The sequence below is a fragment of the Nitrospirota bacterium genome (assembly GCA_040754395.1).
Taxonomy (GTDB): domain Bacteria; phylum Nitrospirota; class Thermodesulfovibrionia; order Thermodesulfovibrionales; family SM23-35; genus JBFMCL01.
In genome coordinates this window covers 1-18,768 of record JBFMCL010000002.1, presented here as the reverse complement: position 1 = coordinate 18,768, position 18,768 = coordinate 1, and the positions used below count along the sequence as shown (strand labels likewise).

23 protein-coding genes are annotated in these 18,768 nt (G+C 46.0%); 5 read left to right on the top strand and 18 right to left on the bottom strand.

Annotated elements, in window-relative coordinates:
- Nucleotides 1-96 precede the first annotated feature (96 nt).
- Together AB1552_01245 and AB1552_01240 are read left to right on the top strand one after the other, a co-directional pair.
- Nucleotides 97-1,476, top strand: a complete 1,380-nt coding sequence (locus tag AB1552_01245) for an outer membrane protein transport protein (GenBank protein MEW6052401.1) — start codon at nt 97-99, stop codon at nt 1,474-1,476.
- A 1-nt stretch (nt 1,477) separates the two neighbouring features.
- Nucleotides 1,478-3,079 (top strand): AMP-binding protein, encoded by a 1,602-nt coding sequence (locus AB1552_01240; protein MEW6052400.1) that lies wholly within the window; start codon nt 1,478-1,480, stop codon nt 3,077-3,079.
- A gap of 134 nt (nt 3,080-3,213) precedes the next feature.
- Here the strand turns inward: AB1552_01240 and AB1552_01235 are convergent, their stop codons facing one another.
- The 6 genes from AB1552_01235 to AB1552_01210 all read right to left on the bottom strand — a co-directional run bounded on the left by AB1552_01235 (nt 3,214) and on the right by AB1552_01210 (nt 6,212).
- Complete coding sequence (locus AB1552_01235) at nt 3,214-3,786, bottom strand: hypothetical protein (GenBank protein ID MEW6052399.1); 573 nt, start codon at nt 3,784-3,786, stop codon at nt 3,214-3,216.
- Between the two features lie 107 nt (nt 3,787-3,893).
- Nucleotides 3,894-4,460, bottom strand: a complete 567-nt coding sequence (locus AB1552_01230) for a hypothetical protein (protein ID MEW6052398.1) — start codon at nt 4,458-4,460, stop codon at nt 3,894-3,896.
- Between the two features lie 89 nt (nt 4,461-4,549).
- Complete coding sequence (locus AB1552_01225; protein ID MEW6052397.1) at nt 4,550-5,059, bottom strand: hypothetical protein; 510 nt, start codon at nt 5,057-5,059, stop codon at nt 4,550-4,552.
- Between the two features lie 59 nt (nt 5,060-5,118).
- Nucleotides 5,119-5,325 (bottom strand): DUF2283 domain-containing protein, encoded by a 207-nt coding sequence (locus AB1552_01220; protein MEW6052396.1) that lies wholly within the window; start codon nt 5,323-5,325, stop codon nt 5,119-5,121.
- On the bottom strand, nt 5,322-5,564 hold the full coding sequence (locus AB1552_01215) for a hypothetical protein (GenBank protein ID MEW6052395.1): 243 nt from the start codon (nt 5,562-5,564) through the stop codon (nt 5,322-5,324). The genes AB1552_01220 and AB1552_01215 overlap by 4 nt, the downstream gene beginning before the upstream one ends.
- A gap of 306 nt (nt 5,565-5,870) precedes the next feature.
- Nucleotides 5,871-6,212: a hypothetical protein gene (locus AB1552_01210; protein ID MEW6052394.1), complete on the bottom strand. Its 342-nt coding sequence runs from the start codon at nt 6,210-6,212 to the stop codon at nt 5,871-5,873.
- A 246-nt stretch (nt 6,213-6,458) separates the two neighbouring features.
- Here AB1552_01210 and AB1552_01205 point away from each other — a divergent pair, with 246 nt between their 5' ends.
- Nucleotides 6,459-7,130, top strand: a complete 672-nt coding sequence (locus tag AB1552_01205) for a cation transporter (GenBank protein MEW6052393.1) — start codon at nt 6,459-6,461, stop codon at nt 7,128-7,130.
- A gap of 814 nt (nt 7,131-7,944) precedes the next feature.
- Here the strand turns inward: AB1552_01205 and AB1552_01200 are convergent.
- Entirely contained in the window at nt 7,945-8,388 is a 444-nt protein-coding gene (locus tag AB1552_01200) for a hypothetical protein (protein ID MEW6052392.1), read from the bottom strand.
- Between the two features lie 168 nt (nt 8,389-8,556).
- Between AB1552_01200 and AB1552_01195 the strand changes: the two genes are divergently transcribed.
- Nucleotides 8,557-9,429, top strand: a complete 873-nt coding sequence (locus tag AB1552_01195; protein MEW6052391.1) for an OmpA family protein — start codon at nt 8,557-8,559, stop codon at nt 9,427-9,429.
- A 22-nt stretch (nt 9,430-9,451) separates the two neighbouring features.
- On the opposite strand, the gene AB1552_01190 is transcribed toward AB1552_01195, so the two are convergent.
- Nucleotides 9,452-9,895 (bottom strand): YkgJ family cysteine cluster protein, encoded by a 444-nt coding sequence (locus AB1552_01190; GenBank protein MEW6052390.1) that lies wholly within the window; start codon nt 9,893-9,895, stop codon nt 9,452-9,454.
- Nucleotides 9,896-10,443: 548 nt separating this feature from the next.
- Between AB1552_01190 and AB1552_01185 the strand changes: the two genes are divergently transcribed.
- Nucleotides 10,444-10,989 carry a hypothetical protein gene (locus AB1552_01185; GenBank protein ID MEW6052389.1) on the top strand — a complete coding sequence of 182 codons (546 nt, stop codon included), beginning with the start codon at nt 10,444-10,446 and terminating at the stop codon, nt 10,987-10,989.
- A 125-nt stretch (nt 10,990-11,114) separates the two neighbouring features.
- Here AB1552_01185 and AB1552_01180 read toward each other — a convergent pair whose 3' ends face one another.
- From AB1552_01180 to AB1552_01135, 10 genes are all read right to left on the bottom strand, one after another.
- Entirely contained in the window at nt 11,115-11,801 is a 687-nt protein-coding gene (locus tag AB1552_01180; GenBank protein MEW6052388.1) for a PilZ domain-containing protein, read from the bottom strand.
- A gap of 48 nt (nt 11,802-11,849) precedes the next feature.
- Nucleotides 11,850-12,935: a Xaa-Pro peptidase family protein gene (locus tag AB1552_01175; GenBank protein ID MEW6052387.1), complete on the bottom strand. Its 1,086-nt coding sequence runs from the start codon at nt 12,933-12,935 to the stop codon at nt 11,850-11,852.
- Between the two features lie 165 nt (nt 12,936-13,100).
- Nucleotides 13,101-13,547, bottom strand: coding sequence for a type II 3-dehydroquinate dehydratase (gene aroQ, locus AB1552_01170; GenBank protein ID MEW6052386.1), 447 nt, complete (start codon nt 13,545-13,547; stop codon nt 13,101-13,103).
- Nucleotides 13,544-13,900 carry a roadblock/LC7 domain-containing protein gene (locus AB1552_01165; protein MEW6052385.1) on the bottom strand — a complete coding sequence of 119 codons (357 nt, stop codon included), beginning with the start codon at nt 13,898-13,900 and terminating at the stop codon, nt 13,544-13,546. Before AB1552_01165 ends, aroQ begins: the two co-directional genes overlap by 4 nt.
- A complete protein-coding gene (locus AB1552_01160) occupies nt 13,878-15,089 on the bottom strand; it encodes a tetratricopeptide repeat protein (GenBank protein ID MEW6052384.1) in 1,212 nt (403 codons plus the stop codon). The genes AB1552_01165 and AB1552_01160 overlap by 23 nt, the downstream gene beginning before the upstream one ends.
- A 36-nt stretch (nt 15,090-15,125) precedes the next feature.
- Nucleotides 15,126-16,298: a bifunctional phosphopantothenoylcysteine decarboxylase/phosphopantothenate--cysteine ligase CoaBC gene (gene coaBC, locus AB1552_01155; protein ID MEW6052383.1), complete on the bottom strand. Its 1,173-nt coding sequence runs from the start codon at nt 16,296-16,298 to the stop codon at nt 15,126-15,128.
- Nucleotides 16,285-16,683 carry a DNA-directed RNA polymerase subunit omega gene (gene rpoZ / locus AB1552_01150; protein MEW6052382.1) on the bottom strand — a complete coding sequence of 133 codons (399 nt, stop codon included), beginning with the start codon at nt 16,681-16,683 and terminating at the stop codon, nt 16,285-16,287. Before rpoZ ends, coaBC begins: the two co-directional genes overlap by 14 nt.
- A 2-nt stretch (nt 16,684-16,685) precedes the next feature.
- Entirely contained in the window at nt 16,686-17,312 is a 627-nt protein-coding gene (gene gmk, locus AB1552_01145; protein MEW6052381.1) for a guanylate kinase, read from the bottom strand.
- Entirely contained in the window at nt 17,299-17,583 is a 285-nt protein-coding gene (locus AB1552_01140) for a DUF370 domain-containing protein (GenBank protein ID MEW6052380.1), read from the bottom strand. The genes gmk and AB1552_01140 overlap by 14 nt, the downstream gene beginning before the upstream one ends.
- A 155-nt stretch (nt 17,584-17,738) precedes the next feature.
- Nucleotides 17,739-18,617, bottom strand: coding sequence for a YicC/YloC family endoribonuclease (locus tag AB1552_01135; protein ID MEW6052379.1), 879 nt, complete (start codon nt 18,615-18,617; stop codon nt 17,739-17,741).
- Between the last annotated feature and the right edge of the window lie 151 nt (nt 18,618-18,768).

The window sequence follows — 18,768 nt, the reverse complement described above, 5'->3', positions numbered from 1 at the left end:
TGCCTTCACAAACCCTGTTGTTTTCGCTTGACTTTCATTTCTGAAATATGGCACGTTACGATGCGGATAATTCTATCTCAAGGAGGGGTTAAGGGTATGAAAAATCGCTGTCTGTCGAAGTGGAGGGGTGTTGTCCTTATAGCAGCATGCGTGTTACTCATTTCTGCAGGCTCAGCTTCTGGAGCCGGTTTTGCACTTATCGAGCAGGGTGTCAGCGGCCTTGGCAATGCGTATGCCGGAGGAGCTGCAAGCGCTGAAGATGCAACCACAATCTTTTTTAATCCGGCGGGAATGGTTCTCCTGAAGAGCGACCAGATGATCTTCGGATCGCATTTAATCATGCCTTTTGCAGACTTTGAGAACCAGGGGTCTACTCATGCCCTCCAGGGGCTTACCGGCGTTCCGTTGCGCGGTGACGATGACGGAGACGCAGGAGTAGCCAAGGTAGTGCCGAATTTTTATTACAGCAGAAAGGTCTCTGACCGGTTTGCAGTCGGTATAGGCATGAATGTGCCGTTCGGCCTGGCAACAGAATACGATAAGACCTGGGTCGGCCGTTACCATGCTATCGAATCAGAGGTAATGACAGTAAACATCAATCCGTCAGTCGCTTACAGGATAAACGAGCACTGGAGCATTGGTGCCGGGATCAGCCTCCAGTACATTAAGGCAACTCTTTCGAATGCGATCGACTTCGGCACGCTCGATGCCGCCGGGGCCTTTTTCCCCACCCTCGGCCTTGCTCCTGGTTCACTCGGACTGATTCCTCAGCTTTCCGACGGGTATGCCAGCCTTGAAGGTGACAGCTGGGGATGGGGGTATAATCTGGGCATTATCCATGAATTCACGCCGCACACCCGCATCGGTGTCGCATATCGTTCGAGCATCAGGCACACGCTCGAGGGTGACGTTGATTTTTCCGGTGTGCCCTCAGGGCTTCGTCCTTACCCCCTGTTCAGAGATGGCGGCGTGGAGGCTGACCTGGACCTTCCCGACAGTGTATCCGTAAGTTTCTTTCACCAGATCAATCCGCAGTGGATGGTGATGGCTGACTGGACATGGACCAACTGGCGTCTTTTCGAAGACCTGATCGTGCAATATGACAACAACCACCAGCCGAGTACGATTACTACTGAAAACTGGCAGGACAGCTACCGTTATTCACTCGGACTAACCTATCTGCATGACAAAAACTGGATATTCAGAGCAGGCACCGCTTATGACACTTCAGCGGTTGCCAGTTCCGCATATCGTACCCCGCGCATTCCCGACAGTGACCGCATATGGACAGCCCTTGGTTTCGGCTACAGGGTCTCTGACAAGCTGAGTTTTGACTGCGGCTATGCACATCTTTTCATCAATGATCCGCAGATCTATAAGTCAGCCACCGGTGAAGACGCCCTCAGAGGAGGGCTTAGGGGAGCATTTGAGACGCATGTCAATATCATAAGCGCGCAGCTGAATCTGACATTCTGATATGCTGCTCCATCAGCATTTTGTAAAGATTGCCAAGAGGTACGGCAATAAACTGGCTTTTATTGACCGTACCTCTGAGAAAAGGGTCACCTACAACAAGGCGCTGATTGCTTCACTGATTCTCGCCGACAAGCTGAGGAAGTATAATGAGGATTTCATCGGCATCATGATACCCACTTCAGCAGGATGTGCCCTCTCAGTGCTCGGAACCCTTATGAGCGGCAATACGCCGGTCATGATCAATTACTCGACCGGTGCAGCCAATAACGCCAGATACGCACAGAAGAAGTGCGGGTTCAAAACAATCATCACCTCGAAGGCGCTTCTTGAAAAGATCAACTGCCCTGTTGTGGAGGGAATGGTGTTCCTCGAGGATATCATGGAGAGCATCTCCACGACAGAAAAACTCAAGGCCGCCTTTATCGCAAAAATGCCTGTTCCCCTGATCCTCAAGATCATACATGCGGGGAATGAAGACGATAACGTCGTCATTCTCTTTACGAGCGGGAGCGAAAAAGATCCGAAGGCGGTGCAGCTGACTCACCGCAACATCGCCACAAACATCGGAAGCTTCAGCAGGGTGATGAAGATGTACGATACGGACGTCATGCTCGCGAATCTTCCCTATTTCCATGTCTTCGGGCTTACCGTGAATCTCTGGACCCCGCTGTATTTCGGCATGACGATTGTCGCATTCGCAAACCCCCTTGATTATAAAATGATCTGCACCATTATGCGGGAAGAGAAACCCACGGTCATGGTCGGCACCCCGAGTTTCCTCTGGGGCTACCTTCGCAAGTCTGACCCGGGAGATTTCTCAACCATCCGTCTTATTGTGAGCGGAGCTGACAAGTGTCCTGATGTGCTGAGAAAGGAATTTCTCGAAAAACATGGCATTACCCTTTATGAGGGATATGGAGCTACCGAGACCTCACCGGTCATTTCGGTGAATACCCCGGAACACAACAAGCCGGGGAGTGTCGGCAAGGTTCTCCCTGACGTGAAGGTGCATATAGAGAACTATGAGACCGGGGAGCAATGCAAGCCTGAAGAGGTGGGACGCATCCTGGTAAAAGGCGACCTCGTAATGAAAGGGTATCTTGATGATTTTGAGGAAACCTCAATGCGCATCAGGCACGGCTGGTATGACACGGGAGACATGGGGTATCTCGACAAAGACGGATTCCTCTGGCATTCGGGAAGACTGAAGAGATTCATAAAGATCGGCGGGGAAATGGTGTCCATGGTGAAGGTCGAAGACGTTCTTCAGAAACTCCTCCCGGGTAATGTGTCCTGTTCTGTGGTGGAAGTGCCTGACGCCCTGAAAGGCGCAAAAATAGTGGCAGCCGTTACCCAGAAGGTGGATGAGAAGAAAATACTCAAGCAGATGGCAGAACACCTTCCCAATATTGCCCTGCCGAAACAGTTTGTGGTCATAGAAGAACTTCCGAAGATGGGAAGCGGAAAGATCGATTTCCGTTCGGTTACCGAGATAGTCAATACCATACTCAGAGAAAAACCCCCTAAACCTTCCCAGTCCGCACAGCAAACACAACCGGCACAACCCGCTGCCCATCCCGCTCAGCCCGTAAAAAAGAAATAGCGGGAAGCCTTCCGCACAGAGTATTCTGATCAGTTGAATTTCTTGTGACTGAGTTCTCAAGTTGTTGTCATATTTTATTTCAGCCTAACGACTTAAATCAGCGGTGGCTGTAAGCCATCCGCACGAGTGATTTGTTATCTCATCTTATTAATATTTTGTTCCTTTAACACAATGAACGCTGCAACGGGAGCTGACCGATCTATTCCAGCACTGCAATGCAGTAGCACAGGATAAGGGAGCTCCCGGTACGCTTCATATGCATCAAATTTTATTTTATGAACTTTATTTTTCAATTCTAATCGAGCTGCTTGTGATTGTTCATGAGCGGGATCAGCCCATGGGAAATGCCTAATTACGAATCCCCACTCAGAGTATAGACCAAGCAATCCATTTGGATGTAGATTCAATAGTTCATAATATTGAAACTCTTTTGGATGCATAAGACATATAATGCTTTTAATTCCTTCGTCTTTAATCCTTTTAATCCATTCCAGAACGTAAGGGGCTGCCTCGGGCGGGAAAACCTTCGAACTTCCGCCATATATAGGGTGATCCCTCAATGGACGTTGCGCACATGCTAACTTTGCTGGGATTGGCCATATCATAGTTGCAGATTCATCTCCTGATTTTATAGCTTGTCGCAAAGTCAAAAGATCCTTTCTTATTTGGTTCGCTATCTTTCTTTCGGTGTCTTCTATAGCCATCATCTATTTTTTGAGAGATAACGCCAATCATCAGCCGACCCCGCCACTAACGCTGGAATGAAAAAGAAAAACGGCTATTCGGGGTCGGCTGGATGAACTTGTTAGGCAATTCAAAATAGCTCAAAGAATGATTCTTTACCAAGATGCTTGATAAATTTCTTTGCTTGTTTTCCCAATGAATTAGTTCCTCCAATGTAAATCCAGTCATCAATACCCCCCATAAAGCAAAACCGCTCTGTTGTAAATAATCTCTTTTCTTTGTCCTCCAAAATGAATCTCATTATCGGTAAATATGTAGCATTCTCCAGAAAATGTTTCTCTATTTCTGATTTATTTGTAAAGGGAAATAAAGCCGATAGTCCTTCAATATCTTGATTAATTTCATACACCGTTATGATGTTCTTCTTTGCCCCATATTTATAATGATGTGGTTTTGTTTGCTTTTGTAATTCTTCTTTGATTATTTTCAGTTCTTCATCTTGTATTATTTTTGGCTGTACCTTTATCAAAAATACCTGGGCATTAACATTCTCATAAATTTCATATCCTTTCGGAATACTTTGAGCAAGATTCCCATTCGGCTCGCTTGAAAAGAAATACTTATCATTTCCTTTTTTTGTCTTTCCAATGTGCAGGAAATATAATTTCCCTGTTCGACTTGTATATTCAATGCTCATTTATTATTTTCTTCTTCTTCTCTCTTTTTGCCTAACGCCAAAGCTCATGGGGAGGCGTGGGCACCACGCCGATCCCATGGAGCGCAATGTTATGGGTTTTTATTTATTAAATCATTCAATCTACTTTCGAGTTGCTTTTTGATGTTTTTTGAAATTGGAATATCAAGTTCTATTAAGTTTTCCTCCTCGACTTCACCTTTGATAATTTGTCGTTTTGATATTTTAATACGAGCTGGTTGTTTTTTACTCTCGGTGGACAGCGCATCAATAATGCTTTTCAATAGGTCAATAATCGATTTTAATAAAATAATTGAAGATGCAGCCAATGTTAGATAAGCTATAATTTCCGGGCCGCTTTCGTGACACTCAAGAACAATTTTTGTTTTATTCCTTTCAATTAAAACATCGCCTTCATTCTCAATAGGGCCGTATGGTTGAATGGTTTTGTTTATTATTTCCCATGTCTTTGGCCAACAATGGAAACAACAACATCCTTGGGGAATTGGAGATAATTTTATTAGGATGTAATTTTTATAATCAGGAGGGGTATGCAATAAAGTAATTGCACGATCTATACTTTTCTGGAATTTATTCTTCATATTTCACCCATAACGCAAAAAATCACTGGTGGCTATTAGCCATCCAGTGGATTTAATTGTTAGGCACTCGTCTTTTCCATTTGTAGAAAAGAAACTTCTGACATTCCAGCTTTTTCTTTCGCATGTTCAATGGTCATGCTTACAAGATTGCCTTTTTCATCCAGGTCAATGTAGAGATTTTCTGATATTTCTTTTGTCTCAACAACAGAAACATTTGAAAACTCAATCAATGCTGTATCTGTATCTGAGAAATATCGAATTTTCATTTTTCTTCCTCCTTAAAGTTTCTATCAAAGAAAACATTATGAACAGTTTCTCCGTCCTCTAAAAGAATTACCCTTAAGTATTTTCCAACTTCTTCGATAAATTTCCACTTCCTTATCCTTCCATCAGTCTGAACTTCTGTTTTCACAGGTTTTTTAATGGTATCCAATATCCATTCATCTTTGATAATTGCCCTATCCTCACGCTGTTTGATGAATGAAAAGTATTGTGTACATTTCATAACGTATTGTATCATTTTTTATCGCCGGATGCTTAAAACAACCGTAGGTTATTACATCATCTGCTGGATTTGAATAGTGGTGCTTTTCAATAATTAATTTTGAGCGTTTAGCACTGCTCTTTTTTCTATTACCAACGGACAAAAATTATAATGGGGTCAGGTCTCAATATTTAACATTAAGCTTGCACCCAAAAGGGGGTACTGAACAGGACAGCGAATAATATTAAAAAATACGCATACCTTCAGGCGAGTAATAGAAACAGGCGTATGGGGAATTCTCGATTTCTGAACTCCGCAATCAGCACATCATTTCCGCTCTGAAACAGAAATGGAGGTAATATTCCGGATATCCTGAAATTTTGGAGTCAATCCCTCCATCTCCACTCTGCCGATACAGGGGTGCTGGATCTTGATCCAGAGTTTTGCACTCAGGAGGTCCCTGGCTTCGTCAAAGATGAAGTATGCCTCTTTCAGCTCCTGCCCTGAAGGCAGTTTCCTGACCAGACCTTCCTGGCCGGGCATCTTGTACTCCCTTGCGATTCCTTTGTAGAAGGCAACGACCTTCTCAAAGGAGTCTTTCGTGGTGCTTTCAAAGTTCTCCTTCGTCTCCCTAAGACGGGGGCGACGGACAATGATCGTTCCATTCATTACACCTTTGACTTCGCACGGAACATTCCGGCCCTGCAAGGGGACGCTTCAAGCCTCCGCTGCACTCTGGCTTCAAGCTCGTGCCAGAAGCAAGCACATGCCTTCGCTCCTCCAGCCCTATTTTTCTCCCTTCCTTCCTGTACTCAGTAATTTATATTTTTTCATAGCAATTCAAAATTTCCACTCGAAATGAATATACGAAATAACGACCAGCAATCAGTATAGACTGTTTGTTACCATATACTTATGCAAGTTCTTTCCATAGGGATAAACAAAGAAAAGGAATCTCTCTATCGATGGGCATATTTTCTTGCTGTTATCACTATTTTCTACAATATCCTTGAAGGATTAGTATCTATATATTTCGGTATAGAAGATGAAACTCTGGCTCTCTTTGGGTTTGGCTTGGATTCATTTGTCGAAGTAATTTCGGGTGTCGGTATCTGGCACATGATTAGAAGAATCAGAAGTAATCATGACAGGAACTCCGACCATTTTGAAAGACAAGCACTAAAAATAACAGGAACAGCTTTCTATATTCTCTCGATAGGTCTTACAGCGACAGCTCTAATAAATATTTATCAGGGTCATAAACCTGCAACTACATTTTGGGGAATAATCATATCTCTGATATCAATTATTACCATGTGGCTTTTAATACATTACAAAATCAAAGTGGGGAAACAGCTTGATTCTCAAGCAATTATTGCAGATGCCAATTGCACAAAAGCCTGTTTGTATCTTTCAATCGTTCTTCTTTTATCAAGTGGGGGATATGAATTGACAGGAATTGGAGGACTTGACGCTCTTGGTGCAATCTTTATTGCTGGGTTATCACTTAAAGAAGGGCGTGAATCGTTCCAAAAAGCCAAAGGACTATCTTGTACCTGTAAAAATAGCTGTTCGAATAAAAACTGATAACCAATCAATACAGCAATATTCGAGTTGTAGATTATATGCGGATTTTGTAGTATTTTGTCCTTCCTGTTATAAACAGTCCGAAAAGCAGTCAAAATGCTGCAGATTATAGCTGGATATCAATGAGCGATAACATTATTTTCTGATTCTAACTTATCTCTTTTGAATCTGTAACCAATCTGTAACCTAACCTATGGTAAAGAAGTAACATACTGTCATATTCGTTGGGAATGGGGGTCGCGTTTTGCGCCTCCATAAATTCACGAAGTGAAGACAATGATAAGATGCCACATATATCGGACAATGGATTAATGGATATCAAAGGAAAAAGCGGACATAGCAGGTTGTAAGAAAAATTCTTACAAAAAAATCAGATTTATACTGATACCTTCTACTCTTAAACAGATATATAATGGTTAGAAACGGACTTGAAAACCATTATTCTGAGGTGGTGCAAGAAATATCCTTTAAGCTGTTTGCTCTGAGGGAAGGAGCAGATTGGAGGTAGATAGAATGTGTCCTTTCATGATAAACAAACCCGACCTATGCAAAGCTGCTTTATCATCATTGCTGATAGGCGATAAGTATTGTATCGACGGGTCCCATAACAGATGCCCCATCTTTTTGATCAATAAATCAAGAGGTGATATGCGGCATAATGGGGTCAGGTCTCAATATTTAACATTAAGCTTGCACCCAAAAGGGGGTACTGAACAGGACAGCGAATAATATTAAAAAATACGCATACCTTCAGGCGAGTAATAGAAACAGGCGTATGGGGAATTCTCGATTTCTGAACTCCGCAATCAGCACATCATTTCCGCTCTGAAACAGAAATGGAGGTAATATTCCGGATATCCTGAAATTTTGGAGTCAATCCCTCCATCTCCACTCTGCCGATACAGGGGTGCTGGATCTTGATCCAGAGTTTTGCACTCAGGAGGTCCCTGGCTTCGTCAAAGATGAAGTATGCCTCTTTCAGCTCCTGCCCTGAAGGCAGTTTCCTGACCAGACCTTCCTGGCCGGGCATCTTGTACTCCCTTGCGATTCCTTTGTAGAAGGCAACGACCTTCTCAAAGGAGTCTTTCGTGGTATAGATGGTTGAGGTGATTGTGTGCCCTAATGATATTTTGTTTGCCTCTTCGGTTGCCTTTTCATCTGCGCTGGCGTCAGGATACACTTTGAATTCCCCTGCATGAGCAATAGTTGAAAAAATACATGCCATCAGGACGATCACCATTGTAAAAGCCTTCTTCATTTTCTCTTCCTCCCATTTTTGTTGACCAGCATAGGGTTCCCTTTCAGGACAGCACGCTTCCCTTACCCCCCGACTTTTTACGAATTCTAAGAAAAGTTTTTTTGAATGTCAATCCTTGACTACTTTACAGATGTCCGGTATATTCTTTTGAAAAAAGGAAGGTGCGCAATGATAATAAAAAGAATGATACCATTTTTTTTGATTCTTTCAGGATTATTGCTGGCAGCTCCATGTGTCTTTGCATCCGACCCTCAGGATGTGAGGGGAGGCAAAGACCACCCTCTTTTCAACCGGATTCCCGGGTACAAGATCGAAGCATATGAAGAAAGGGAGTTTGAAGTATACGACAAATTTGCGGACAGCAGGGGAAACCGCACGAGCGTCGAAGGTCATTACTATTATGTCAGCTACTATGTCAAGAAAGGCGAAAAGCCCGCAACCGAGGCTCAGGTTCTCAGGAATTTTGCCAATGCGGTGATGCAGATCGGCGGCAGTATAATTTACCAGTCTAGGACGGATGCGTATATGAAGGTTCACAAGGACGACCGGGTAACCTGGGTGCGCGTTCGTTCCAAGAACAGGGGAGAGGGGTATCAGCTGTGGATTGTCGAACAGGCTGTCATGAAGCAGGATATTGTTGCAGATGCCAAATCCATGGCACAGGACATCAGCGCGACAGGCCGTGTCGCCCTTTACGGTATTTATTTCGATTTCGACAAGGCAGAAGTCAAACCCGAATCCGACCCCACGCTGAAGGAAATTGCAAAGCTCCTTTCTCAGAATGCTCAGCTTAGACTGTATGTGGTGGGCCATACGGACAATGTGGGAGAGTATACATATAACATACAACTCTCGCAGGCCAGGGCTGATGCCGTGGTACGAATTTTGGTATCCAAGTATGGTGTGGCCGCATCCCGGCTTACGGCAATTGGCGTCGGGCCTGCGGCACCGGTCGCCACGAATGATACAGAGGACGGAAAAGCAAAAAACAGACGCGTAGAACTGGTAAAAAAGGGGTCAGGTCTCAACATTAGACATTAGGAGGAAATCAGATTTTGCCGATTCATTCTTCGTTTTGTTGACGGAGAGTACAATTGTTGTGAAATCCGGCAGACTCATGCTCGCAGGTATATTTCCTGCAAGTGAGAGGGCGCCTGTCGTGGATACTGCAGAAAAAGGTTGCCCGATCAAGATACGGGCATAATCCATCCGCGTCTTTTGCCATGTAGTAAGGCCGATCGGGATTATATTTGTAAATGCCTTTTTTCACCTCTTCCTGAGTCAGGGCAAACAGATAAGAGCAGCAGCCGGCCCTGCACGATGAGATTTTTGATGCGCAGTCCACAAAGGCATCCGGCGCAGAGTCATCCACAAGGCCATAGACCTTTCCGTCAATCATTACCATATTCCGGAACGCGACAGAAAGTATTTTTTCTCCTTCTTTGTTACAGGGATTTGCCTGCTGCGTGCAACCCGGAAGACTTTTTCTGCCATTTTCCTCACTCAAACGCTGCTCCGTATTACCCTTGACATGTCAAAACTATTTGAAATATGCATGTTTTTCTAAACTATTCACTATTCAAAGAGCGGATCATTCTCTCGCAGACAGGACATTCGCCTGTTTCCTCTGTGTCATTTTCCCAATTAATCAATAGTATGCTTGCACACCAGCAGACAGGGCAATTGATAAGATAGGCTTCACCAAAACCCCTCGTATCACTGTATCTCAAGGTTGATTCAGTAAGAAAACATTTCATACTAGTATTGTATCATGTATTTCCTTTTTTTCAGATTTGATTACATCTATTGACTTGCAGCCTTCTTGCTGGCACAATGGCGGTTGCGGGCAACTATACGCATACACACAAAAACAAACCCAAGATCTGAAATAGTATACCCCCGCCCCGGCGGATAAAAGCTTGTTTTTATTGCATAAACTGCTATCATTGGGATAAAAAGAACACCGGATACAGGACTGCGCACATTGACTTTGAGTGACAGCAGAGGAATTTGAGTATGGAGAGAGCTTTTTCTCTGAAAAAAAAGGAGGGGTGTATGAGTACTCCCAAAAAAATGTTTATTCCTGTGTGCATTGCCGCTTTTCTTGTCATGCTCACGCTGTCAGGATGCAAGGAAGGCCAGAAGGCAGCGGGTGAAAAAGGGCAGGCCTCTGCCCAGAGCGGATCAAGAACGGATTCCGGGGCGAAGAAGAATGTCTCTGATAAGGGAAATTTCCATACGTTTGTGAGATACATCTACACTGATCCGATGACCGGAATGGAGGCGTTCCGCCTTCTCATCCCCAAAGGATGGAGGACGGAAGGGAGAATCAGCTGGTCCCCGAACCCGGCGCTGCCTGCACAGGCACGATTCCGGTTCTTTAACCCGCACAGTACCGAAGAATTCAACCTGTTCCCCACGCAGGCGTATTTCTGGACGAATAATCAATTGGCACTCAGCACCAATCCGCCCGGCTCATTGCGTTTACCCCTCCGTATTTTATCAATTACTGGTACATCGATTATGTGTTTTTGTTCAAGGCCGGGAGAAACATGCTCGATTCGCAGGCCAAGGTCTTCCAAACCATGGTTTGCTCTCTGAAGGTGAATCCCCGGTGGTTTGCGAAAGTGGCGAATATATCGTTACCGACAGCCCGAGCTATAATCCGAACATCGGCTCGAATCTGCACTGGGAGGAAATGACGCTGGCGAAATAGTCGTAACAGGCTACTGGCGTTTGAGTTCTTTTTTGACAAATGCCTTTATCGCTGCGTAACAATCAGCATGAAGGTCAATGAATCTGATACCATAGCCGTATGGATCATTCTCTGCCGCTTTCTCAAGGATACGGACGACTTCCGCATTCGTGGTGATATGCGTTGAATCCGGGAGATAGAAACTGCTTGTGATGGCTTCTCCCTCAAACAGGAGGGTTTCCGAATGCAGAAGCATGCCCGAGGCGCTGATGTTTTCCGCATACCCGGTGAAAGGACTCCCCTTGGAGGAGAGCTGAAATTGAATGCCGAGCGGAATCCGCAGGGAACTCCTTGGCGCGACATGCAGAAGCTGCTGGATTTCCTGGAGCAAAATCCCCTTGTCAACCGGGCTGCTGATGAAGGTGTTCGCCCTGCATTGCAGGCATCGCCTCGCATTATGTTCAGTATCAGCACAGAGAATGATGATGGAAACCGCGGACAGTGCCGGGTCATTCCGTATGATCGAGGAGAGCGTTTCACCGCTCATGTTCCTGGTATCCAGCTGTGCGATTATCAGATCGGCTTTTCTGGCCCTGTGCAGGTCAAGAATTTCCTGATTGGTTTCGGCAGTGAAGAGCTGTATGTCAGACCTGTGCAGAAAGTTCTGTTCTTTTTCCAGCAGCTGCCTGATGTTTTCTGCGAGAATGACTTTTTTCATGGCTAATAATATCAAGACAGGCACAGACTGTAAAGCTTATTTTAGCGGTTACAGGATCTCCAGATTTTTCGGGAGGGATGTCAGGGTTTCGGCTTTCTCTTTGCGAACGAGCACCATATCTTCAATCCTGACCCCACCTGTTCCCGGCATATAAATGCCCGGTTCTATGGTGAATACCATGTGTTCCTGCAGTATCTCTTTCCTTACCCAAGTGATGCGCGGAAGTTCATGCACCTGAAGACCTACCCCGTGGCCTGTCCCGTGGCCGAACAATTCTCCATAGCCTGCTTTTTTTATCGCATTTCTCGCGACCGCGTCAATTTCTGTGGAAGACCTCCCCGGTGATACCGCTGCTATTGCCTTGCTGTTGGATTCCAGGACAGTTCTGTAGATTTTTTCCTGCTTCAGGGTTTTGTCCCCTCTGAGAAGAAGCGTTCTGGTCATGTCCGAATAATACCCCCCTGCTTCTCCTCCCCAGTCAATGATAACCAGATCGCCGCGCTCCAGTTTTTTTTCTGTCGGTTTTGCATGGGGCAAAGCAGAATTGGTGCCGGATGCAACGATAATGTCAAAAGGGATTCGCCTGCAGCCGTTCTTCTTCAGCCCCTCTTCGAGCCGGAGGGCAACAGACTGTTCTGTCATTCCCTGCCTGATATGCGGCCGAACCCCGAGGAACGCAGCTTCGGCGCGTCTGACCGCCTGTTGTATCAGATCGATTTCCCGGGCTTCTTTTATCATCCTGTGCTTTTCCACAAGCCCGTCTACGGCTGTCAGTTCGATTTCTGCAGCAGACATTTTTCTGTAGAAATCAAAGGAAGCAGAAGATTCGAATCCGAGCTTCTCTATCCGGAGTTTCCTGCAGAGTTTCAGAATAGTGCTGATCCGGTATCCTTTTTCAAGCACGATTTCGAACCCCGGCACTTCTTTTGCCGACTGTTCCCTGTACCGGAAATCAGTGATAAGCACCGATTCGTTTCCTGTGAGCAGGACATCACCTGATGAACCGGTAAACCCGGAGAGGTACCTGACATTCGTGATGTCGGTGACAAGAAAACCGTCCAGCCTTCTCCTTAGCAAGGCCTGCCTGACTTTCTCTATCCTCCCCGGTTCAGGGGAAGGCGATATTCTTTTCATCCCGGAAGTTGTTTCCATCGCATGACTACAATAACCAAAGAATGTCGGGCTGTTCAATTGAAAAATTCTTTTATCGTGAATGAAGCGACCTTCGGGATTCCGCTTCATTCATATCTATGGTTCGGGCTTTTGAAATAAAGAAGGAAACGGAAACGAAGGACTTTGTTAAGAAAGAATGCTTCTGGCTGCCCTGAGCGCGAGAAGATAACTGTCAGAACCAAATCCGCTTATCTGGCCGACCGCCACTTCAGCGATGAAAGATTTTTTTCTGAATTCTTCCCGCTTGTGGATATTGGACAGATGCACTTCAATCGCAGGCTTGTTTACCGCTGCAATGGCGTCCCTGATGGCTATGCTCGTATGGGTATATGCGGCGGGATTTATCACCAGCACGTCGTAATCGCTTTTCTGGATCGCATCAAGTATTTCGCCCTCGCTGTTCATCTGCACCATCCTGACATCCAGCCCGAGTTCAAATGCGAAAGAGGATATCTCTGCATTGATGTCTTTGAGGGTTTTTGTGCCATAGATTTTTGCCTCCCGTTTGCCAAGGAGATTGAGGTTGGGGCCGTGGATGACGAGAACTTTCCGGTGCTTGCCTCTGGGTTTCAGAATTCACCTTCCAGTTTCGGAATTGCAGTCTTCAGGATAAACCTTCCCTTGCCGTAATTGCCTTCGGGTTTAATCACAAGGGCGAGATAATAGTCGGTGTTGATCTTTCTCATAATGATTCCGCACCGGTCTGATATGATCGAAAATTCTTTTGCATCTCCGAGCTTGAGATTGTCGGATGCGAGACTGATGTCCTTTATCATCGCGGATGCCTCGGCACTCAGTCCGGTAAGATCGATAAGTTTTTCCTGTGTGTACTCCTGGACCGATATGCCGTCTGAGCCTATAATCATTGCGGAAACAGCGCCGTCAACCTTATCAACGGTATCTTTAAGAACTTCCAAGAAACTCATCACGCCTCTTTTTAATACTGTTGAGGAAACTGTCCAGTCTGGCAACCAACGCTTCCTTATCCCTGCCCAGGAGTTTCAGCAGGGTCTTCAGCTCCTCGACGCGCTGCATGATCTGAGGGTTGTCAGGTTCTGAAGAGAGGAGATTTTTATAGATGTTCAGTGCCTCTGCATAATTCCCTCCGAGGATATGCGTGTCTGCCTTTTCGAGCAGCGCGGGCGTTTCATCTTCTGTCTGCATAGGCGCAGTCTCTTTCTCTTCCTCAAGCATACCGGGTTCGTTCAGGATATCCTCAAAAGACAGGGATTCAATCTCAGACACTTCCTCTGCTTCCGGAGAAATCTCTGTGGCTGTCTCTGTCGCCTCCTCGGCCATTGCAGGCGGCGTTTCCCATGATTCAATTTCTTTTTCCGGCAGAGGTATTTCGAAAGGTTCGGCATCCTCTTCAATGTGTTCGACCGCTTCCATATGTGCCTTCCAGAGGTTTCTGTCCTCTTCACTCAGTGCAGACGCCGGGCGGGATTCCCTCTCTTCACCCGTTTCAGTCAAAGAGTCCGGTGTTTCGGGCAGTATTTCCGTGTCTTTTTCGGACACGGGGATTTCAGGAAATTCTTCCTCCGCATGCGCTGCGACCTGTTCTGCTTCAGGGGAAACTCCGGGAATCTCTTCCGGGATATGTTCGGTTGCTTCAAGATCATTCATGCTGACAGGGATCTCGAAAGGCGTCTCTTCAGCGGGAATCTCCAGGCTTTCTGCAGTTTCAGCGTGCGGTTCATATGCCTGTATTACGGGGGGGCTTTCCATTTCTGAAAGACCGGTTTCCGCCCATTCATCCATGGGGTTGAGTTTCAGCACTGTCCTGAAAGCTTTTCCTGCCCGTTCCCTGTCTCCAAGGTCTCTGTAAATTTCCGCGAGTTTCTTGTGCGCAAAAAGGTTATCGGGGATTGTTAAAGTCACCTTCTCAAATTCCCCCTTTGCTTCATTAAGCATGCCTTTTTCGATATATATTTTGCCGAGGGAAACACGCGCACTCAGGTATTCAGGCTGTCTCTCGAGGCCACGGATGAGTACATCGATGGCTTCGTCGGTCATCCCTGCTTTTTTGTACTCTTCGGCAAGAGGCACGAAGAGTTTTGAGTTGGGGTCCTTTTCTACTTTTTCCTTGAGTCTTTCGATGTCTTCAATCGCCATGATATGACCAAATTTTTAACAAAAAAGAGAAAAAAGTCAAGCCTTGAGTGAGATCATTCTGTCCAGTATCACATTTGCAACAGAAATTTTGCTCAAAAGCGGCAGTTCTGTTTCCTGTTCTCTGTCGATAATTGCCACCCTGTTGGTATCAACATCAAACCCTGAGCCTTCCTCAGTCACATCGTTCAGGACGACCATATCCATGTTTTTCCCCTTCAGTTTCCTGCGCGCATTTTCGATCTTCCATCCTGTTTCGGCAGCAAATCCTATGATGAACGGACGGTTTTTTTCTATGCCGGCCGAAGAGACGATGTCGGGTGTTTGCCTGAGCCTCAGAAGAATCTCCTTGGTTTTTCCGATCTTGTTCTTCACATATTCCGCTGGCGAATAATCGGCAACCGCAGCGGACATTACCAGTACGGTAGCGGAGGGGAGTTCACTTTGGACGGCGTTTAACATATCCTCAGAAGTATCTACTGAAATGAATTTCATCCCCCGGGGACGATGCAGGGAAGAGTGTCCGCTTATCAGGGCGACTTCTGCTCCCCTCCTGAGCGCGGCTTTTGCGATGGCATATCCCATCTTTCCTGATGACCTGTTCGACAGAAACCTCACAGGGTCGAGGTATTCCCTTGTAGGACCCGCGGTAACGAGGATCCTTTCCTTCTCAAGATCCTTTGGTGTGAGTGCGATCTGAACCGCCTCGATTATGTCAGATACCTCAGCCATCCTTCCCATGCCTTCTTCACCGCACGCAAGTCCGCCTTTTTCCGGTCCAACCTGAATTGCGCCATGGGATACGAGAGCACTGAGATTCTTTTGCAACACGGGGTTCTCGTACATCCGCCAGTTCATTGACGGAGCAATGACAGTAATGCCGCGGTACGCAAGAAAAATGGTGCTCAGAAGGTCATCGGCAATGCCATTGGCGAATTTTCCGATGATATTTGCGGTTGCGGGAGCCACAAGCATGATGTCGGCCTGTGCAGGCAGCGTGATATGTGCCATGGGACTGCTGTAAAGGTCTGCGTATACTCTGTTCTGCGAGGCTACTTCGAGCGAGAGCGGCGTGACAAAATTCTTTGCGGCCCCGGTCATGATCACGGTGACCGAAGAACCTTCTTCCCTCAGTCGGCGAATTACGTCAATAGCCTTGTAAGCGGCGACCCCCCCTGTAATTCCCAGAAGAACTGATTTATTCTTCAGCACCTTCCTCTCGTTTTTCGCTGAAAAGGCCTTCGAGCGCTCTCTTGTCCAAGGTTTCCTTTTCGTGGAGATATACCTTGAGATCCTTCTCGAATTCGGTCAGGTCTTCCCCGGTGATTTCTTTCTTCTTCTCTTCGAGAAGTTTCCTGTAGTCGAATCTCTTGGACTCTTCTTTTGCCTTTTTGGCCTCTTCGCCGATCAGGAATTCGATGGTATTGTCGATGGTCTCTTCAAGCGCAATGGTTGATACCTTCTTTGATTTGGTGGTCACCCTTGGGTCGGCTCCGACAGCGAGTTCCTTTGCCCTCTGTGATGCGATCGCAATAATCCTGAATCTCCCGTCTATTTTATCGTGGTCATAATCGATCGGCAGAGAAATAATATCCATCCTTATTTTACCTCCTGTTGTAAAAACCTCTCCTCTATCCAGAGGGGGTCAATCTTTTCGGTTCTGACTTTCTGCGAAATGACTATCGCAGTGAATTCCTTCAGTGCATCCTGAAGATTATCGTTAATTATAACATAATCATAACGGGGGTATGTCTTTATTTCACCGACAGCCCTCCGCAGTCTCTTGTCTATCTCATCCCTCGAATCTGTCATCCGTGCTTGGAGTCTTTTTTTGAGGACCTCAAGAGACGGCGGCAGGATGAAAATATATGTGCCTTCGGCATATTTCTCCCTTATCTGCATTGCGCCCTGAGTGTCGATATCAAGAATGACATCGATCCCTGAAACAAGGATTTCTTCCAGACGTCTCTCTGAGGTTCCGTACAGGGCGCCATGAACTTCTGCCCATTCGATAAACTCTCCCCCTGAAACCATTGACCGGAAATCCTTCTCACTGACAAAGGTATAGTCCCTGTCGTTGACTTCTCCGGGCCTCGGCGGTCTTGTGGTATAAGAAACAGAAAACTGCAGGTTCGGGACGGAAGAGACAAGTTCCCTGCAGAGCGTTGTTTTCCCTGCGCCCGAAGGTGCGGACACGATGAACAGGGTGCCCCTATTCCTCTTCAGGGGCAAGGGTTTCCTTTCCTTCAAAGAATCTCTGGGTAATTGTCTCAGCCTGGATGGCCGAAAGAATAATATGGTTGCTGTCGGTTACAATGATAGAGCGGGTACGCCTCCCTTCAGTCGCATCGATCAGTTTTCCTGCCTTTTTTGCTTCTTCCCTGAGCCTCTTCATGGGAGCTGATCCAGGTGTAACTATGGCGACAACCTTTGCAGCAGCTACAACATTGCCAAATCCAATGTTTACAAGGATCGGGCTCAAATCGCCTTTTTTCATTTTTCCCCCTTACCATAAGCTTTGTTAACGGCTGATTTCATTGATGATAATCGTCCGAAAAATGCAGCGTGTAATCATACCTTATCCCGAAACATGATTGTATCTGTTTATATTCCGGACTGTGCAGCGTCCGTCTCCTGTATTTATGACAGGTTTCACTGGATGTTCTGAACCTGCTCGCGGATTTTTTCTATTTCCGTCTTCATCTCGACCACGAGGTTTGCGATGGCATAGTCACCAGTCTTGTAGGATAATGTATTGGTTTCCCTGTTGAGTTCCTGAAGAAGAAAATCAAGTTTCTTACCCATGACAGCGCCGTTTGCAAGGATTGCGAGAAACTGCTGCAGATGGCTTTCTATCCTGCTGATTTCTTCAGAGATATCCAGTTTTTCTGCCATGATTGCAGCTTCCTGGAGAATTCTGCTGTTATCCAGCGTCCCGGCGTCGACTATCAACCGCAGTCTTTCCGTAAATTTCTCCCTCCACCGTACAACCTCCTCAGGCGACAAAAGCTTTATTTTATGCGTGAGATCTTTCAGCATTGCAATTCTTCTGCTGATGTCTTCAAGAAGAAACGCGCCTTCGCGCTGCCTCATCTCCTCAAGCGAGCCGACCGCTTTCTGAAATACTCCCAGCAATGCATTGATATCGTATGAGGATTCTTCCTCAGCCAGTATCTCACGGTAGCCGGAGAGTGTTTCTATGGTCACTTCCCCGGGGATCGAGAGTTCCTTTTGCAGGTTTTGCAGGGCGGAATAAATGCTTTTTGCCAGATGTGCGTTCAGCTTCAGGTGGCCGGTTTTTGTGCTGTTCAGCGAAATGGATACCTCAAATCTCCCCCGATCAAACCGTTTTTTCAGAATGTTCCTGAGGGGAATTTCATGCTGGGTCATGTATGCGGGCATTTTCATCCCGATATCGATGAAACGGTGGTTTACCGAACGGATTTCGACCGTAAAATCATCATTTGATGCACTTCCAAATCCTGTCATGCTCTGTATCATCGCATCATACACTATAAAGCAGTCTTTCATTTTAGTCAATGAATGCGCAGAGGTACGAATTGCATCACAAAAAATGTTACCGAAGTAAAGACTAGGGAGACATCGTTGACTCATAATGCATGTTACCGAAAAAACATGCATAGAAAGGGACTGCATTATGAGTTCAAACGCCAAAAGGGAA

What these genes read in the sequence shown, in the direction of transcription:
- AB1552_01135 (MEW6052379.1), bottom strand. Translation starts at nt 18,617, where the DNA reads ATGAAAGACTGCTTTATAGTGTATGATGCGATGATACAGAGCATGACA.
- AB1552_01245 (MEW6052401.1), top strand. Translation starts at nt 97, where the DNA reads ATGAAAAATCGCTGTCTGTCGAAGTGGAGGGGTGTTGTCCTTATAGCA.
- AB1552_01230 (MEW6052398.1), bottom strand. Translation starts at nt 4,460, where the DNA reads ATGAGCATTGAATATACAAGTCGAACAGGGAAATTATATTTCCTGCAC.
- AB1552_01185 (MEW6052389.1), top strand. Translation starts at nt 10,444, where the DNA reads ATGAGTACTCCCAAAAAAATGTTTATTCCTGTGTGCATTGCCGCTTTT.
- AB1552_01210 (MEW6052394.1), bottom strand. Translation starts at nt 6,212, where the DNA reads ATGAATGGAACGATCATTGTCCGTCGCCCCCGTCTTAGGGAGACGAAG.
- AB1552_01215 (MEW6052395.1), bottom strand. Translation starts at nt 5,564, where the DNA reads ATGAAATGTACACAATACTTTTCATTCATCAAACAGCGTGAGGATAGG.
- AB1552_01235 (MEW6052399.1), bottom strand. Translation starts at nt 3,786, where the DNA reads ATGATGGCTATAGAAGACACCGAAAGAAAGATAGCGAACCAAATAAGA.
- rpoZ (MEW6052382.1), bottom strand. Translation starts at nt 16,683, where the DNA reads ATGGATATTATTTCTCTGCCGATCGATTATGACCACGATAAAATAGAC.
- AB1552_01175 (MEW6052387.1), bottom strand. Translation starts at nt 12,935, where the DNA reads ATGAAAAGAATATCGCCTTCCCCTGAACCGGGGAGGATAGAGAAAGTC.
- AB1552_01160 (MEW6052384.1), bottom strand. Translation starts at nt 15,089, where the DNA reads ATGGCGATTGAAGACATCGAAAGACTCAAGGAAAAAGTAGAAAAGGAC.
- AB1552_01240 (MEW6052400.1), top strand. Translation starts at nt 1,478, where the DNA reads ATGCTGCTCCATCAGCATTTTGTAAAGATTGCCAAGAGGTACGGCAAT.
- AB1552_01205 (MEW6052393.1), top strand. Translation starts at nt 6,459, where the DNA reads ATGCAAGTTCTTTCCATAGGGATAAACAAAGAAAAGGAATCTCTCTAT.
- AB1552_01165 (MEW6052385.1), bottom strand. Translation starts at nt 13,900, where the DNA reads ATGAGTTTCTTGGAAGTTCTTAAAGATACCGTTGATAAGGTTGACGGC.
- AB1552_01195 (MEW6052391.1), top strand. Translation starts at nt 8,557, where the DNA reads ATGATAATAAAAAGAATGATACCATTTTTTTTGATTCTTTCAGGATTA.
- AB1552_01180 (MEW6052388.1), bottom strand. Translation starts at nt 11,801, where the DNA reads ATGAAAAAAGTCATTCTCGCAGAAAACATCAGGCAGCTGCTGGAAAAA.
- AB1552_01220 (MEW6052396.1), bottom strand. Translation starts at nt 5,325, where the DNA reads ATGAAAATTCGATATTTCTCAGATACAGATACAGCATTGATTGAGTTT.
- AB1552_01200 (MEW6052392.1), bottom strand. Translation starts at nt 8,388, where the DNA reads ATGAAGAAGGCTTTTACAATGGTGATCGTCCTGATGGCATGTATTTTT.
- AB1552_01225 (MEW6052397.1), bottom strand. Translation starts at nt 5,059, where the DNA reads ATGAAGAATAAATTCCAGAAAAGTATAGATCGTGCAATTACTTTATTG.
- AB1552_01140 (MEW6052380.1), bottom strand. Translation starts at nt 17,583, where the DNA reads ATGAAAAAAGGCGATTTGAGCCCGATCCTTGTAAACATTGGATTTGGC.